General features: G+C 71.7%; 18 protein-coding genes and 1 pseudogene. 9 read left to right on the top strand and 10 right to left on the bottom strand.

Annotated elements, in window-relative coordinates; all coding sequences use genetic code 11:
- The first annotated feature begins 71 nt into the window (after positions 1-71).
- From AC2XR2_RS29905 to AC2XR2_RS29895, 3 genes are read left to right on the top strand one after another with little or no spacing between them, the layout of a single operon-like run.
- Entirely contained in the window at positions 72-467 is a 396-nt protein-coding gene (locus tag AC2XR2_RS29905) for a helix-turn-helix transcriptional regulator (RefSeq protein WP_330264504.1), read from the top strand.
- Positions 468-476: 9 nt separating this feature from the next.
- The gene (locus tag AC2XR2_RS29900) at positions 477-890 is read left to right on the top strand and encodes a VOC family protein (RefSeq protein WP_381300418.1); all 414 of its coding nucleotides are present in this window, start codon (positions 477-479) and stop codon (positions 888-890) included.
- A gap of 18 nt (positions 891-908) precedes the next feature.
- Positions 909-1649 (top strand): VOC family protein, encoded by a 741-nt coding sequence (locus AC2XR2_RS29895; protein ID WP_491516753.1) that lies wholly within the window; start codon positions 909-911, stop codon positions 1647-1649.
- On the opposite strand, the gene AC2XR2_RS29890 is transcribed toward AC2XR2_RS29895, so the two are convergent.
- From AC2XR2_RS29890 to AC2XR2_RS29865, 6 genes and pseudogenes are all read right to left on the bottom strand, one after another.
- A complete protein-coding gene (locus AC2XR2_RS29890; RefSeq protein WP_491516752.1) occupies positions 1639-1851 on the bottom strand; it encodes a hypothetical protein in 213 nt (70 codons plus the stop codon). The two genes, AC2XR2_RS29895 and AC2XR2_RS29890, sit on opposite strands and share 11 nt — an antisense overlap.
- Positions 1848-2171 carry a DUF952 domain-containing protein gene (locus tag AC2XR2_RS29885; RefSeq protein WP_491518530.1) on the bottom strand — a complete coding sequence of 108 codons (324 nt, stop codon included), beginning with the start codon at positions 2169-2171 and terminating at the stop codon, positions 1848-1850. The genes AC2XR2_RS29890 and AC2XR2_RS29885 overlap by 4 nt, the downstream gene beginning before the upstream one ends.
- A 12-nt stretch (positions 2172-2183) precedes the next feature.
- Positions 2184-3395: pseudogene (locus tag AC2XR2_RS29880) on the bottom strand (RNA polymerase sigma factor); the annotation flags it as partial.
- Positions 3392-3805 carry a YciI family protein gene (locus AC2XR2_RS29875; RefSeq protein ID WP_381300414.1) on the bottom strand — a complete coding sequence of 138 codons (414 nt, stop codon included), beginning with the start codon at positions 3803-3805 and terminating at the stop codon, positions 3392-3394. The gene AC2XR2_RS29875 and the pseudogene AC2XR2_RS29880, both read right to left, overlap by 4 nt.
- Positions 3806-3888: 83 nt before the next feature.
- The gene (locus tag AC2XR2_RS29870) at positions 3889-4086 is read right to left on the bottom strand and encodes a hypothetical protein (protein WP_330264509.1); all 198 of its coding nucleotides are present in this window, start codon (positions 4084-4086) and stop codon (positions 3889-3891) included.
- 101 nt (positions 4087-4187) lie between these two features.
- Positions 4188-4769: a dihydrofolate reductase family protein gene (locus AC2XR2_RS29865; protein ID WP_491516751.1), complete on the bottom strand. Its 582-nt coding sequence runs from the start codon at positions 4767-4769 to the stop codon at positions 4188-4190.
- A gap of 132 nt (positions 4770-4901) precedes the next feature.
- On the opposite strand from AC2XR2_RS29865, the gene AC2XR2_RS29860 reads away from it, so the two are divergent.
- Positions 4902-5495 (top strand): TetR/AcrR family transcriptional regulator, encoded by a 594-nt coding sequence (locus tag AC2XR2_RS29860; RefSeq protein ID WP_491516750.1) that lies wholly within the window; start codon positions 4902-4904, stop codon positions 5493-5495.
- Between the two features lie 239 nt (positions 5496-5734).
- On the opposite strand, the gene AC2XR2_RS29855 is transcribed toward AC2XR2_RS29860, so the two are convergent.
- From AC2XR2_RS29855 to AC2XR2_RS29845, 3 genes are all read right to left on the bottom strand, one after another.
- On the bottom strand, positions 5735-6331 hold the full coding sequence (locus AC2XR2_RS29855; protein ID WP_381300408.1) for a GNAT family N-acetyltransferase: 597 nt from the start codon (positions 6329-6331) through the stop codon (positions 5735-5737).
- A 172-nt stretch (positions 6332-6503) separates the two neighbouring features.
- A complete protein-coding gene (locus AC2XR2_RS29850; protein ID WP_491518529.1) occupies positions 6504-7574 on the bottom strand; it encodes a family 2 encapsulin nanocompartment cargo protein polyprenyl transferase in 1071 nt (356 codons plus the stop codon).
- Between the two features lie 740 nt (positions 7575-8314).
- The gene (locus AC2XR2_RS29845; protein ID WP_381300407.1) at positions 8315-9721 is read right to left on the bottom strand and encodes a family 2B encapsulin nanocompartment shell protein; all 1407 of its coding nucleotides are present in this window, start codon (positions 9719-9721) and stop codon (positions 8315-8317) included.
- 313 nt (positions 9722-10034) lie between these two features.
- Between AC2XR2_RS29845 and AC2XR2_RS29840 the strand changes: the two genes are divergently transcribed.
- The gene (locus AC2XR2_RS29840) at positions 10035-10625 is read left to right on the top strand and encodes an N-acetylmuramoyl-L-alanine amidase (RefSeq protein WP_330264514.1); all 591 of its coding nucleotides are present in this window, start codon (positions 10035-10037) and stop codon (positions 10623-10625) included.
- A 22-nt stretch (positions 10626-10647) separates the two neighbouring features.
- On the top strand, positions 10648-11541 hold the full coding sequence (locus AC2XR2_RS29835) for a 1-aminocyclopropane-1-carboxylate deaminase/D-cysteine desulfhydrase (RefSeq protein WP_491516749.1): 894 nt from the start codon (positions 10648-10650) through the stop codon (positions 11539-11541).
- A 19-nt stretch (positions 11542-11560) separates the two neighbouring features.
- On the opposite strand, the gene AC2XR2_RS29830 is transcribed toward AC2XR2_RS29835, so the two are convergent.
- Positions 11561-13159, bottom strand: coding sequence for a Na+/H+ antiporter (locus AC2XR2_RS29830; protein ID WP_391191268.1), 1599 nt, complete (start codon positions 13157-13159; stop codon positions 11561-11563).
- Between the two features lie 86 nt (positions 13160-13245).
- Between AC2XR2_RS29830 and AC2XR2_RS29825 the strand changes: the two genes are divergently transcribed.
- The 3 genes from AC2XR2_RS29825 (at position 13246) to AC2XR2_RS29815 (ending at position 15342) form a co-directional block, all read left to right on the top strand.
- Entirely contained in the window at positions 13246-13506 is a 261-nt protein-coding gene (locus AC2XR2_RS29825; protein ID WP_330264517.1) for a UBP-type zinc finger domain-containing protein, read from the top strand.
- A 259-nt stretch (positions 13507-13765) separates the two neighbouring features.
- Positions 13766-14179, top strand: a complete 414-nt coding sequence (locus AC2XR2_RS29820; protein WP_004925829.1) for an ATP-binding protein — start codon at positions 13766-13768, stop codon at positions 14177-14179.
- Between the two features lie 17 nt (positions 14180-14196).
- Positions 14197-15342 carry an RNA polymerase sigma factor SigF gene (locus AC2XR2_RS29815; protein ID WP_330264518.1) on the top strand — a complete coding sequence of 382 codons (1146 nt, stop codon included), beginning with the start codon at positions 14197-14199 and terminating at the stop codon, positions 15340-15342.
- Positions 15343-15600 lie beyond the last annotated feature (258 nt).

The raw sequence follows: 15600 nt of genomic DNA, 5'->3' as shown, positions 1-15600 counted from the left end.
AGGCGAACGCGAGGCAAAGCCCGCTCCAGATCCACGCACCCGGCTGGTGAGCATCGTGCGATGCTGGCGTGATGGTGAGCATCGAGGATCTGGTGCGGCTGCGGCAGGCGCGGGACCGCATGGACCGCGAGTACACCGAGCCGCTCGACGTCACCGCGCTCGCCCGCACCGCGCTGATGTCCACGGGCCACTTCCAGCGCAGTTTCCGCGCGGAGTTCGGGGAGACGCCGTACGGCTATCTCATGACCCGGCGCATCGAGCGCGCGAAGGCGCTGCTGCGGCGGGGCGACCTGTCGGTCACCGAGGTCTGCATGGCCGTGGGCTGCACCTCCCTCGGCTCCTTCAGCTCGCGGTTCACACAGCTGGTGGGCGAGACACCGAGCGCGTACCGGGCCCGTTCCCACGAGGAGACGGCCGGGATCCCCCCGTGCGTCGTCCGCAGGCACACCCGGCCCCGGCGGGCCTAACGTGAACCCATGGACATCAAACTCAAGAACTGCTTCATCGCCGTCGACGACCACGACAAGGCGATCGCGTTCTACCGGGACGTCCTGGGCATGGAGGTGCGCAACGACGTCGGGTACGAGGGGATGCGGTGGGTGACGGTCGGCTCGCCGCTCCAGCCGGACGTGGACATCGTGCTGGAGCCTCCGGCGGCGGATCCGGACGCGTCGCCCGCGGACAAGGAGGCGATGGCGCGGCTGCTGGCGAAGGGGTTGCTGCGGGGGGTCAACTTCACGACGACGGACTGTGACGCGTTGTTCGCGCGCGTGCGGGAGTCGGGGGCCGAGGTGATCCAGGAGCCGACGGACATGCCGTACGGGGTGCGGGACTGTGCGTTTCGGGATCCGGCGGGGAACATGTTGCGGTTCATGGAGGTGCCGAAGTAGGGCGCCTACGATCACCGCATGACTACCCGCTGGACTTATGCCTTCGTGGACCGCCCCGTAGCCCGGTTCGCTCAGGCCTGTGATTTCTGGACCGGTGTCACCGGTACGCACCTGTCCGAGTTCCGGGGCGAGCGGCGGGAGTTCGTGACACTCGTAGCGGATGAGGGGACCGACGCCTGCGTCAAGATCCAGGCCGTCGCCTCGGGGCCCGGCGGCGCGCATCTCGACTTCTGCGTGGACGACGTACGGGAGTTCGCGAAGGCGGCGCAGGCGCTCGGTGCGCATGTGGTCGCCGATCACGGGACGTTGGTCGTGCTGCGCTCCCCCGCCGGTCTGCTGTTCTGCGCCGATCCCTGGCGCGGGCAGTCGGCCCGCCCGCGGGTCTTCCGGGGCAGCCGGCTCGACCAGGTCTGCCTGGACGTCCCGCCGTCCCTGTACGACGCTGAAGTCGCTCTCTGGTCCGCCCTGTTGCCGGAGTGGGAGTCACGTCCCGGCGCACTCCCGGAGTTCCACGTCCTCGTGCCCCCGCCCGGGCTCCCGGTCCGTATCCTCCTCCAGCGCCTGGAGGAGGAACGCCCCGCCTCCGCCCATCTGGACCTGGCCTGCGCGGACATCGGGGCGACACGGGCCGAACACGAGCGGCTGGGCGCCGAGTTCGTCACCGAGGGCAGGAGCTGGACGGTGATGAGGGACCCGGCGGGCGGACTGTACTGCCTGACGGGCCGGGACCCGGAGACGGGCGGGCTGCCTAGCGGGTGATCCTGACGAAGCAGAGGGTCCGGCCCTCGTCGTCGGGGGTCGCGTCGGCACACGCCGAGGGCGTCGGGCTCGCCCTCTCCCATCCGTACGACCCCTGCGGCTCCGCCGAGTCCTGGAGCCAGAACGTCAGCCCGCCCGCGACGACCACGAGCGCCGCCCACACCACCAGCGCCCAGCGCCATAACCCACGGCGATCCGTCACCCCCACGGCTCCACGTCCACGACCGCGGCCACCGGAAGCGGCCCGTAGATGTGCGGGAACTCCTCGGCGCCGGGCTCGGGTGCCTCGTACTTCAGGGGTACGTCGAGACGGGCGGGGTCGATGACGAGGACCACGAGGTCGGGCACGTCGGCGAAGAACGCGGCGGCCGTGCGCGGCAGCTGCTCGCGCGTCGAGCAGTGGATGAAGCCCTCCTCCTGGAGGGTGCGGCCGCGCGTGGAGATCTCGTACGTGCCCTGGGCCCGGGCCTCCTCCCAGAGGGAGCGCTCGGTGAGGTGCACGATGACGTTCGTTGTGGACATGCCGTCACGGTAAGGCCTCAGCCGGGCCGCCCGCCCCTGCAGGTACCGCTGCTCGGGCAGGCTCAGCGTGCCGGCGGCCGCCGACTCGTACGCGGCCCGCGCCTCCTCGCGCCGGCCGGCCCGCTCCAGCAGATGCCCGCGCACGGCGTCCGGCCGGTGCCCCAACTCGTCGGGCAGTTCGTCGAGTTCCGCGAGCCCCGCCCGCGGCCCGTGGACCATGGCCACCGCGACCGCCCGGTTCAGCCGCTCCACCGGCCCGGGAACCAGCCGTACGAGAACGTCGTAGAGCCCGAGGATCTCCCGCCAGTCGGTCTCCCGCGCCGAGGGCGCCTCGTCGTGTACGGCGGCGATGGCCGCGCGGATCTGGTAGGGCCCGGCGCGGCGCCGGGCCAGCGCCCCGGTGATCAGCGCGACGCCCTCCTCGATCGCCGCCTTGTCCCAGCGGGCGCGGTCCTGTTCGTCGAGGGGGACGAGGTCGCCGTCCGGGCCGGTGCGGGCGTCGCGGCGGGCGTCGGTGAGGAGCATCAGGGCGAGCAGGCCCGCGACCTCGCAGTCGTCGGGGAGGAGCCGGTGGACCGCGCGGGTCAGCCGGATCGCCTCACCGGCGAGGTCGCGCCGCTGGAGCGCGGGGCCGGAGGTCGCCGTGTGGCCCTCGTTGAAGATCAGGTAGAGGGTGTGCAGGACCGCGGGCAGCCGCTCCTCCCACTGGTCCGGCCGCCCGAAACGTACGCCCCGCACCTTCTGCTTGGCGCGGCTGACGCGCTGCGCCATGGTCGCCTCGGGGACCAGGTAGGCGCGGGCGATCTCCGCCGTGGTCAGACCGCCGACCGCGCGCAGGGTGAGCGCGATCTGCGCGGACGCGGTCAGCTCCGGATGGCAGCACAGGAACAGCAGCGACAGGGTGTCGTCCTCGCGCGGCGCACGGTCGCCGACCGGCGTGACGCGCACGCTCAGCGCCGCCGCCTTCTCCTCCCGGGCCCGCCGCGCCTGCTCCGCGCGCAGCGCGTCGGTGAGCCGCCGCGAGGCCACCTTGATGAGCCACCCGCGCGGATTGTCGGGGACTCCCAACGCAGGCCACTGCCCGGCGGCGGCGAGCAGTGCCTCCTGTACGGCGTCCTCGGCGGCGTCGAAATGGCCGTACCGCCTGACCAGCGCGCCGAGGACCTGCGGCGCGTGCAGGCGCAGCAGGTCCTCGGTCCCGGTGGTTCCCGACACGGTCCTCAGATGTCCCCGGCGCCGTCCAGGAAGGGCCGGATCACCACCGGGTACTCGGGAGCGCCCGCGGGCTGGGGGCACTGGGCGATGCGCTCGGCGATCTCCGTGACCCGCTCCAGGGTCTCGCACTCCAGGACCCAGTAGCCGCACATGAGCTCCTTGGTCTCGCTGTACGGGCCGTCGGTGATCACCGCCTTGCCGTCCGCGTCCCGGCTGACGTGCCGGATCCTGGCGGGTTCGGCGAGACCCTGGGCGTCGACCAGCTCGCCGGTCTCGGAGAGGTCGTTGTTGATGGCGCCCATGAAGGCGTACATCGTCTGGATCTCCTGCTCGCTCCAGACGGGGGACTGCTCGGAGCCCTTGCCGCGCATGGCCTCGTAGTCGGCCTGCGTCGCCTGCACCATGACCAGGTACTTCATGAGTCCGCTCCTTCGGCTCGGCCGCACGGATCGGCGGCTCTCACTGGGGGCGTCGGAGCCGGGTGCGGATTCTCGACACGGGTTCAGGAAGTTTTTCCGGCGGGTGCGCCGCCGTGGTCCTCGTCGGGTTCGGCGCCCTCGTCGGCGTACGCCTCGCACTCGGGGTTGTGGCACGGGCCGCCCGTCCACACGGGGACCCATGCGCCCAGCGTCTTGTGCCGCCGTACGACTGTCTGGACCGGCTGTCCGCAAGCGGGACAGACGCGTTCGTCGCTGCCCATGTCCTCAGGGTAGGGCGAAGGGGGCGCGGGCGCTTCCCTCAGTGCTGCCTGCTGTGGGTCCTGCTGTGGGCCCTGCTCTCGGTCCTGCTCTAGGTCCTGCTCTAGGTCCTGCTGTAGGTCCGCACCACGACGCCGTTGTCGAACGTGCGGGTCGTGTCCAGCGTGAACTCGGTGATGGGGAATCCGGAGCCGAACATCGGCATGCCGGTGCCGAGGACGACGGGGTACGTCTTGACGACGAGTTCGTCGATCTCCTCGTGCAGTTCGCCCGCGAGCGCGGAGCCGCCGCACAGGTAGATGCCGAACTCTCCGTCCTCCGCCTTCAGTTCGCGCACCTTGCCGAGCAGGTCGGCGCCGATGATCTCGACGTGCGGGTCGGGGGACTCGGTGAGGGTGCGCGAGGCGACGTACTCGCGCAGGTGGTCGTAGGGGCTGGTGATGCCCTCCTTCAGCGCCACTTCATAGCTGCCGCGGCCCTGGACGACCGTGTCGAACCTCCGGTGCGCCAGGTCGTGGATGCCGAGGGCCCTGCGCCCCTGGGCCGAGATGGTCTCCGGGTACTCGGCCTTGAGGTAGGCGAGGAACTCCTCGTCGACGAACCGGTACATGAACGACGCGTCGCCGCTCTCGTCCCCGATGAAGCCGTCGATGGTGCAGGCGATGTAATACGTGAGCTTTCGCAAGCTGGTCTCTTTTCGTAGGCTGCGCTCTGATGCGTGAACTACTTCAGTTGTAGTGCTTCAGTTGTAGTACTTCACTTGTAGTGGTCGCAAGCCGATTTCGGTACCGGACTTAACTGGGAGAGGTGATTCCGCATGGCCGGCAACCCGGAGCGCCGGGCCGCGCTCGTGGACGCGGGGGTCGAGGTGCTCGCCCGCGAGGGGGCGCGCGGGCTGACGTTCCGCGCGGTGGACGCCGAGGCGGGCGTGCCGGTGGGCACGGCCTCGAACTACTTCACGAGCCGCGACGACCTGCTCCGCCAGATCGACACCCGCCTGCATGTCCGGCTCGCGCCGAACCCCGAGGTGCTGGCCGAGCTCATGGCGCGGCCGAAGGACCGCTCCCTGGTCGCGGCGTTCATGCACGACCTGATGGCCCGCGCGACCGGTGACCGCACGGGCTATCTGGCCCTGCTGGAACTGCGCCTGGAAGCCACCCGTCGCCCCGAACTCCGCGCCTCCTACACCAAGTCCGTCCGCGCGGACCTGGAGGAGGGCATCCGGTTCCACCGCGAGGCGGGCCTGCCGGGCGGCGACGAGACGGTCACGGTGCTGTACCTCGCCGTACTGGGCCTGCTGCTGGAGCACCTGACGCTGCCGGGGGTGCTGGAGGGGGTGCTGCCGGGGGTGGGTGTGCCGGACGGGCTGGTCGAACGGATCGTGGAGACGATCGTGCCGGGGGGGCGATAGCCGGTAGCCGGTAGGGGGACCGCCTCGGTCGGTTCGGCGAAGCGCCGCTCCGGGCGCCGTACCGGCCTTCTTCGGCCAGCGGGGCTGCCGTCGGCGTGGGCAGCGTCATGGGCACCTGTACCGGTGGCGGTGCCGGTGCCGGTACATGTGTCGGTGCCAGTGCCAGTGCCAGTGCCAGTGCCAGTGCCAGTGCCGGTGTTGGTGTCGGTGCCCGCGCCCGGCACTGGCCCGCTCCGGCCCTATCGCGCAGCGCCCGGCTCGCGCCACATGGGCCACATCTGGGGGCCGTCGGGGAGATCGAGCGGTCGGTCCACGAGCTCGAAACCGAGTCGCTCGTACAGCCCCCGGCTCCGCTCGCTGCTCGCCTCCAGGTACGCCGGCACCCCCTCCCGGTCGCACCGTTCGAGAACCGACCCGATGAGCGCGGTCCCCAGTCCCTCCCCCTGCCGCCCGGGCGCCACGCCGATCATCCACAGGTACTCGTGCGCCCGCCCGGCGGGATGCACCTCGGCCGTGAGCGTGCCGATCTGCTCGATCCGCTCATTGTCCGGATCGAGCGCCTCGCGCAACGCGGCGAAGTCTTCCTCGTCCTCGGCGCTCTCCGCCGGCACCGGCAGCCACAGCGCGCAGGCCGCCCCGTCCTCCGTCACGTCGATCCGGCCCTCTTCCAGGACGATGTCGACGAACGCGGCCATCAGCCGCGGATGGGTGGTCCGGCGGTACTCCTCCCCCGGGAAGATCCACCCGCTGACCGGATCGTCCTGGAAGGCCGAGTCCAGCAGCCTCGCGACCAGCTCGCGGTCGGCTCTGTCCGCCGTCCGTATCGCCACGCCCATTGCCCGCCCCTTTGGTCTCAACAGCCTCTGCTTGCAGGGTTGTTGAGCCTAGCCGGTGAGCATGCGGAAGCGGGCCCCGCACACCGTGGGGATGTGCGGGACCCGCACGCACCGGAGTCCGCCGAGGCCGGGCGGGGTCAGGAACCGCCCGGTCCCGGCCGCTCCGGGGCCCTCAACTGCTGCGCCGTGTCACGAACTCGGCCAGCGACAGCAGCCCGCCCGCCGCCTCCGGATCGGGCACCGCACGGGCCAGCTGCCCCATCGCCCTGGCCATCCGGTCGGCCGCCTGCACCTGCGCCCAGTCCCGTCCCCCGGCCTCCTCGACGGCGAGGACCGTACGCGCCAGGTCCCCCTCGTCGTACGGCGCCGCGTACAGCTCGGCCAGTTCCGCGGCCGCCGCCGTGCCCGAGGTGAGTGCGGCGACCACCGGGAGGGACTTCTTGCGGGCGGCGAGGTCCGCGCCGGCCGGTTTGCCGGTGCGGCTCGGGTCGCCCCATATGCCGATCACGTCGTCGATGAGTTGGAAGGCGAGCCCGGCCTCCCGGCCGAACGCGTCCATCGCCTCGACGTCCTCGGTGGACGAGCCCGCGTACAGCGCCCCGAGCGCGCAGGCGCACCCGAGCAGCGCGCCCGTCTTGGCCTCGGCCATGACGAGCACCTGGTCGAGGGTGACCTCGCCGGGTCCGAGGCCCTGCATGGCGGTGTCCTCGTGCTGGCCCTCGCACAGCTCGACCACGCAGTCCGCGAGACGGGCCGCGGCGGCCCCGGCGGCGGGGTGCGGGTCCTGGGCCAGCAGCCGCAGCGCCAGCGCCTGGAGGGCGTCCCCGGCGAGGATCGCGTCGGCGTCGCCGAACACGGTCCACGCGGTGGGGCGGTGCCTGCGGGTGGTGTCGCGGTCCATCACGTCGTCGTGGAGCAGGGTGAAGTTGTGGACCAGCTCCACCGCCACGGCCGCCGGTACGGCCGCCGCCCGCGCCCGTTCACCGCCGAGTGCGGCGGCCGCGGTGAGGACTAGAGCGGGCCGTATCGCCTTGCCGGCGTTGCCCGCCGCGGGGGTGCCGTCGGCGCGCTCCCAGCCGAAGTGGTAGAGCGCGATCCTGCGCAGGGACCCGGGCAGCGACTCCACCGCGCGGCGCAACGCGGGATCGACGGCGGCCCGAACCCGCTCCAGAATCACACCGGCCTCGTGCCCGTCGGACGGACGAGCATCGCCCCCCGCCCCGGAACCCGCCCCGAACCCCACGAGCGCCCCTGTCTCCCCGCCGGGCCCCGACTCCCCGGCCCACCTGGAGACCCCGGTCTGCTCCCGGATCCGCCCGGCCACCGACGCTGCCGGCCCGCCGGAGGCCGCCGTCTCCTCCCCCGTGGCGGCCGACACCTGGGCCCTTGCGGACACCGGCTCCTCCGCCCCTCTGGCGGTCGGCACCTCGGTCCCCCCGGCGGTCAACGCCTCCGTCCTCCCGGACACCCATGCCTCCGTCCCCCCGGCGCCCGGCACCTCCGTCTCCCCGGCAGGCGGCACCTCCGTCCCCGTGGCAGCCGCAGCCCACGTCCCCGTAGAGCTCGGCACCTCCGTCCCCCCGGCAGGCGGCACCTGGATCCCCGTAGCGCTGGGCACCGCCGTAACTCCGGCGGCCGGCACCTCAACCCCCATGGCGCTGGGCACCCCCATCACCCCGACGGCCGGCACCTCAACCCCCATAGCCCTGGGCACCCCCGTCACCCCGGCAGGCGGCACCTCAACCCCCACGGCGGCCGGCACCTCCGTCCCCCCTGCCGTCGGCGCGCTTCCCCCCGTTCCATCTGTCGCCCGCGCCTGCGTGTCCGTCGTGAACTCCGCCATGGGACCCCCCTCGGTCAGTCCGTGGACGGTTGCGCCTCCGCTGTGGGTGGGCGCGTTCCACCGGGGTGTCTCCACCCCGGTGTTCGACCGGGATGTACCCGCCACCGTGGGCGGGAACACGGCTCCCAGGTGCAGAAACGTCACCTCCACCGGCCGATCTCGACGTTCTCCAACACCCCGAGCGCGTCCGGCACCAGCACCGCCGCCGAGTAGTAGGCCGTCACCAGGTACTTGATGATCGACTGTTCGTTGATGCCCATGAACCGCACCGACAGGCTCGGCTCGATCTCGTCCGGGATGCCCGCCTGCTGGAGACCGATGACCCCCTGGTCGGCCTCACCGGTACGCATGGCGATGATCGAGGTGGTCCGCTCCGGCGTGACCGGGATCTTGTTGCAGGGATAGATCGGCACCCCGCGCCAGGTGGGGATGCGGTTGCCGCCCACGTCGATGGTCTCGGGCACCAGCCCGCGCTTGTTGAGCTCACGGCCGATCGCGGAGATCGCGCGCGGGTGGGCCAGCAGCAGCTTGGTGCCCCGTCGGCGGCTGAGCAGCTCGTCCAGGTCGTCGGGGCTCGGCACACCGTCGTGCGGCTGGAGCCGCTGGTCGTACTCGCAGTTGTTCAGCAGCCCGAACTCGCGGTTGTTGACCAGCTCGTGTTCCTGGCGCTCCTTGAGGGCCTCGACGGTCAGCCGGATCTGCTGCTCCGTCTGGTTCATCGGCTGGTTGTACAGGTCGGCCACGCGCGTGTGGATGCGCAGGACGGTCTGGGCGATGCTCAGCTCGTACTCGCGGGGCCGGGCGTCGTAGTCGACGAAGGTGTGCGGGATGTCGGGCTCGCCGTCATGGCCCGCTGCGAGGTCGATCTCCTTCTCGCCGTACTTGTTGGTGCGCTGCGAGGGGATCGCGCTCTGTTCCCGCAGGTGCTCGCGCAGGGCGTCGGAGCGCTCGGCCACCTGCTCGACGTCCTGGCGGGGCAGCACCAGGACCGTGCAGGTGGTGGCAGCGCGGGCGGTGTACTCCCAGATGGCGTCCGGGTCCAGGAGCGCCTGCTCGCCGAAGTAGGCGCCGTCGGCGAGGACTCCGAGGACCGCGTCGTCGCCGTAGGGGCCGGTGCCGACCTTCTCGACCCGGCCGTGCGCCAGCAGGTACACCTCCTCGGCCTGGCCGCCGAACGAGGCGATCACCTGGCCCGGGGCGAACTCCCGCTGCTGGCAGCGCCGGGCGAGTTCGGAGAGCACGTCGTCGTCCTCGTAGGACCTGAGCGCCGGCAGCTCGCGCAGCTCGTCGGGGATCACCTCGACCCGGTCGCCGGTCTTCACGAACGTCACCCGGCCGTCGCCCACGGCGTAGCTCAGCCGTCGGTTCACCCGGTACGTGCCGCCCTGGACGTTCACCCAGGGCAGCATGCGCAGCAGCCAGCGGGAGCTGATCTCCTGCATCTGGGGTGCGGACTTGGTGGTGGTGGCCAGGTTCCGCGCGGCCGCCGTGCCGAGGCTCTGCTGCGGCCGGTCCTGCTCGGTGCGGACCTCTTCGCCTACCGACATAAGGAATTGCCCTCCCGGTACATGCCCGGACGCGATCTGCTCCCGGGCATCGATGTGCGGGACCAAGCCTTCCTCACGGAGTGTGCCGGTGCTATTACACGAAAGAGCGGGAATGGATCACCGCCGGGCTGGGCATGTGAGCGATTTCTGTCCACTCCGGTCCGGTCAAGTCCGTTTGCCCGAGCGGAAGATGACTGTCCGAATCAGCTCGCACGCTGTACGAGTCAGGAGTCGGATCCCGCCGCCTTCGGTACAAGCACCGGTACGAGCCGACCCGCGTCCGGCGGCCGGCGCGCAGTGCGAAGGAGGGGCCATGGCCTCACCCATGTCCGCCGCTAGATTCCTGGCCGTCCTGCGGGCGGAGGGCGCCACCGTCGTCGAGGTCGGCGACTGGGAGCACCACAACCGCAACCACGTCGGCGCCTGGGGGCCCGTGCACGGCGTGATGATCCACCACACGGTGACCCAGGGCAGCGCGGCGACGGTGGAGCTGTGCCGCAAGGGCTACACGGGTCTGCCCGGCCCCCTCTGCCACGGCGTCATCACCAAGGACGGCAGGGTCCATCTCGTCGGCTACGGCCGCGCCAACCACGCCGGTCTCGGCGACGACGACGTCCTGCGTGCCGTGATCGCGGAGACGGCGCTGCCGGCCGACAACGAGGCCAACACCGACGGCAACCGCCACTTCTACGGCTTCGAGTGCGAGAACCTCGGCGACGGCGAGGACCCCTGGCCGACCGCCCAGCTGACGGCGATCGAGCGGGTCTCCGCGGCGGTGTGCCGCCACCACGGCTGGACCGAACGCTCGGTCATCGGCCACCTGGAGTGGCAGCCGGGAAAGGTGGACCCCCGCGGCTTCACCATGTCCTGGCTGCGCGGCCGGATCCGCGAGCGCCTGACGTGACCCCGCAGGTCACAATGGGGGCGTGACCGGTCTCGACACCCTGCGCCCCCGCCTCCCCTCCCCCGTGCAGGAGCTGTCGGACCCCCGCTTCACCCGTCACGGCCTGCGCCTCCTCCTCAAGAGGGACGACCTGATCCACCCCGAGATCGTCGGCAACAAGTGGCGCAAACTCGCGCCGAACCTCACCGCGGCGGCCGGCCGCACCGTCGTCACCTTCGGCGGCGCCTACTCCAACCACCTGCGCGCCACGGCCGCTGCCGGACGCCTCCTCGGCCTGCCCACGGTGGGTGTGGTCCGCGGCCAGGAACTCGCCGACCGTCCCCTCAACCCGTCCCTGACCCGGTGCGCGGCCGACGGCATGCGACTGCACTTCGTGGACAGGTCGACGTACCGCGCCAAGACCGATCCGGCCACCCTCGCGCGCGTGCTGCGCGCGGCGGACGCCGAGGACGCGTACGTCGTCCCGGAGGGCGGCAGCAACACCCTCGCCGTACGGGGGTGCCGCGCGCTCGGCGAGGAACTGTCCGGCCTGGCCGACGTCGTGGCGATCGCCTGCGGCACCGGCGGCACCCTCGCGGGCCTGGCCGCGGGCCTCCCCCCGGGCCAGCGGGCCCTGGGCATACCGGTCCTCAAGGGCGGCTTCCTGACAGCCGACGTGGAGTCCCTGCAAGTCCGCGCCTTCGGGGCGCGACGCGGCGACTGGACCCTGGACGACCGCTTCCACTTCGGCGGCTACGCCCGCACGACCCCCGAACTCGAAGCGTTCGCCGAGGACTTCGAGGATCGGCACGGCGTCGCCGTGGAACGTCTCTATGTCGCCAAGTTGCTGTACGGACTGGTCGCCCTCGCCGAGGAAGGCACCTTCGCGCGCGGGACGACCGTCGTGGCAGTGGTCACGGGCCGCCCCTTCCCCTGACCCCCCGCCGCTGCCGGTGCTACTCGGCCGCCTCCCGGTAGGCCGCCGCCTCCTCCAGGTCGAGCCTGCGCAGCAGCGTGCGCAGCATCTCGTCGTCGATGTAGCGCAGGTCGCGCAGCTTCACGAAGACCGTGCGCTCGGCGCCGATCATCTCGCGCGACAGCCGGCGGTAGGTGTCGTCGACCGTCTCGCCCGTCAGCGGGTTGGACTGGCCGAGGCGTTCCCAGACGGCGTTGCGGCGGCGTTCCAGGACGTTGCGCAGGCGGTCGGCGAGGGGTGGGGGCAGGGCGTTGCGCTCGTCGGAGAGGAGTTCGTCCAGGCGGCGTTCGGCGGCCCTGGAGGCCTGCGCCTGGGCGTTGGCCTCCGCGAGGGTCTCGGCCTGCTGGTCGCGGCCGGGGAGCTTCAGCATGCGGATCAGCGGGGGCAGGGTGACGCCCTGCACGACGAGGGTGCCGATGACCGTGGTGAAGGTGAGGAAGAGGATCAGGTTGCGGCCCTCGAAGGGCTCGCCGTCGTGCAGGTGCTCCGGGATCGAGAAGGCGATGGCCAGCGAGACCACACCCCGCATCCCGGCCCAGGCGATGACGAACGGTCCCTTCCAGGTCGGGTTGTCCTCACGCTTGCGGATCCGCGCGGACAGCATGCGCGGCAGGAAGGTCGCCGGATAGACCCACACGAACCTCGACACGACGACCACGAGGAAGACGGCGACCGCGTACCAGGCGGCGGGTCCGCCCTCGTACTCCCCGAGGCCCTTGAGGACGACGGGCAGCTGCAGTCCGATGAGGGCGAACACCGACGATTCCAGGACGAAGGCAACCATTTTCCATACGGCGTCCTCCTGGAGGCGCGTCGCGAAATCGACCTCCCACGCGCGGTGTCCGAGGAAGAGCGCCACCACGACGACCGCGAGCACTCCGGAGGCGTGAAACGACTCCGCGGCCGCGTAGGCGACGAACGGGATCAGCAGGGACAGCGTGTTCTGGAGCAGCGGCTCCTTGAGGTGCGTGCGCAGCCAGTGGATCGGCACCATCAGCAACAGGCCGACCACGACCCCGCCGACCGCGGCGAGCAGGAACTCCCCGATGCCGCCCGCCCAGGACGCGCCCTCGCCGACCGCGGCCGCGAGCGCGACCCGGTAGGCGGTGATCGCGGTCGCGTCGTTCACCAGGGACTCGCCCTGGAGGATCGTGGTGATCCGGGACGGCAGCCCCACCCGGCGCGCGACCGCGGTGGCCGCGACCGCGTCCGGCGGCGCCACCACCGCGCCCAGCACCAGCGCCCCGGTCAGCGACAGCCCCGGCACGATCCGGTACGCCGCCCAGCCGACGACGAGGGTCGCGAAGAGCACGTACCCCACCGACAGCAGCGCCACGGGCCGCAGTTGCGCCCGCAGGTCGAGATAGGAACTGTCGGTGGCCGCGGAGTGCAGCAGCGGCGGCAGGATGAGGGGCAGGACCACGTCCGGGTCCAGCGTGTACTCCGGGACCCCGGGGACGTAGGAGATCACGAGCCCGGCCGCGACCAGCAGCAGTGGCGCCGGCACCGGGGTGCGCCGGGCGGCCGCGGCGACCGCCGCGCTCCCCGCCACCAGCAACAGCAGTGGCATCACGTCCATGACCCTCGCCCACCCTCGTCCATCGTCGTGCGCCCACCCTCGCTTTTCCGCGCAAGCATCCGCGCGCCCGTCGTAACCTGGCAATCATGAAACAGTGCACGCACGCCGACGCGCTGCCGCACCCGGAACCCGAGCCTCTCAACGAGACGTGTCCGGAGTGCCTGAGGGACGGCACCCACCCGGTACAACTGCGCCTGTGCCTCACGTGCGGTCACGTCGGCTGCTGCGACTCCTCGCCGGGACAGCACGCGACGAAGCACCACAAGGACACCGACCACCCGATCATGCGCACCCATGAACCAGGAGAGAACTGGCGTTGGTGCTTCGTCGACCACGTCCTTGTGTGACGCTGGACCCCCGGGTGCCAGGACGGTTCGACCGTCTGACGTCTGGGTACGTCAACCCGGCGCGCGTTCTTCCCAATTGGAGCCGCAAACCCCTAGACACGGAGCGTGTCCACAGGTTTACTGTGAGTGACGGCAAGGGGTTGGGGTCCCGGGACAGGAAAGCCGAGAGCGCGGTAGCGTCACCGCAGAACCACACTTCGCGTTACTCCGGGGGGCGACCCTCGGCCCCCGAAAAGCTTGTACCACCTTGGAGGTGAGGGTGTCCCAGATCGCAGGCGAGCCCGCGACCCAGGACTTCGTGGAAGTCCGGCTGCCGGCCGCGGGTGCCTACCTGTCGGTGCTGCGGACGGCCACGGCCGGCCTCGCAGCCCGTTTGGACTTCACCCTCGACGAGATCGAGGACCTGCGCATCGCGGTGGACGAGGCCTGCGCGATCCTGCTCCAGCAGGCCGTGCCCGGCTCGGTGCTCAGCTGTGTCTTCCGACTCGTCGACGACTCGCTGGAGGTCACCGTCTCGGCCCCGACCACGGACGGTCACGCACCCTCGCGCGACACCTTCGCCTGGACCGTCCTGTCGGCCCTCGCGGGCAAGGTCTCGTCGGCCGTGGACGAGGACAAAACCGTTTCGATCAGCCTCTACAAACAGCGCGGCGCGGGACCCGGGCCGGCGTGAGGAACGGGGACGGGCCGGTGCGGGACGAAGAGCGCGGCACACGGGAGCTGCCGGCCGAGGGCGGACACCGCCCCGACCACCCGAGCGGCGCCGGCAGCCTGGGCGACGACGGCCCCGGCGGTTCCCGACGCATGGTGGACGGCATCGACGGCATCCCCGAGCAGGCCCGGCCGCACCCGGAGGAGGGCGTCGGTGACACCACGGCGACCGGCCTCCTGGACGACGGGCAGCGTGATCGGGAAGGTGCCGTGCAGGGCGCGCCTCCGGCAGGGCGGACCGGGGTCTTCCCGGTGCGGACGGAGGCGAGGGCTCGTGGAAGGGCGACGGGCGGGACGATGAGCGAGCACGAGCGAAACGCAGAGGACGGCGCGGCGGGCGCGAACAACACGCCGGTCCCGCACCATGATCCACATGACCGCAGCGGAGCACGCGCGCTGTTCGTCGAGCTGCGCGCGCTGAAGGACGGCAGCCCGGAGTACGCGGAGCTGCGCAACCGGCTGGTCCGGATGCACCTGCCGCTCGTCGAGCACCTCGCGCGCCGCTTCCGCAACCGCGGCGAGCCCCTGGACGACCTGACCCAGGTCGCCACGATCGGTCTGATCAAGTCGGTCGACCGCTTCGACCCGGACCGCGGCGTCGAGTTCTCGACGTACGCGACGCCCACGGTCGTCGGTGAGATCAAGCGTCACTTCCGCGACAAGGGCTGGGCGGTCCGCGTGCCGCGGCGCCTCCAGGAGCTGCGACTGGCCCTCACGACGGCCACGGCCGAGCTCTCCCAGCAGCACGGCCGCTCCCCCACGGTCCATGAGCTGGCCGAGAAGCTGGCCATCTCGGAGGAGGAGGTCCTGGAGGGTCTGGAGTCCGCCAACGCGTACTCCACGCTGTCCCTGGACGTCCCGGACACCGACGACGAGTCTCCGGCGGTGGCGGACACCCTCGGCGCGGAGGACGAGGCGCTGGAGGGCGTCGAGTACCGCGAGTCGCTGAAGCCGCTGCTGGAGGATCTCCCTCCGCGCGAGAAGAGAATCCTGCTGCTCCGGTTCTTCGGCAACATGACCCAGTCGCAGATCGCGCAGGAGGTCGGCATCTCCCAGATGCACGTCTCCCGCCTGCTGGCCCGCACCCTGGCCCAGCTCCGGGAAAAGCTCCTGGTGGAGGAGTAGCCCCACGTCCCGGCGAGCCCGACTGCCCCACCGGCGGGCTCGGTCGGGCCGAGGGCCGACAGACGGCCCGCCGCGGAGCAGGGGGAGCAAGCCACATCGATCCGGGCCACCCTCAGCAAGACCGCCCGTCGGACAACGGGCCGGCGACCACATCGACCGTCCCGAGGCCCCAGGACCGGCTCTCCAAAGCACAGTCTCGCCTCCACAGGGCGGCCCCCACGCAGGCTCCCCGGCGACTGCCGGTCCACCGACCCCGTC

The organism is Streptomyces sp. LS-MS-L19 (assembly GCF_058382285.1).
This window is presented reverse-complemented; position numbering and strand designations above follow the sequence as displayed.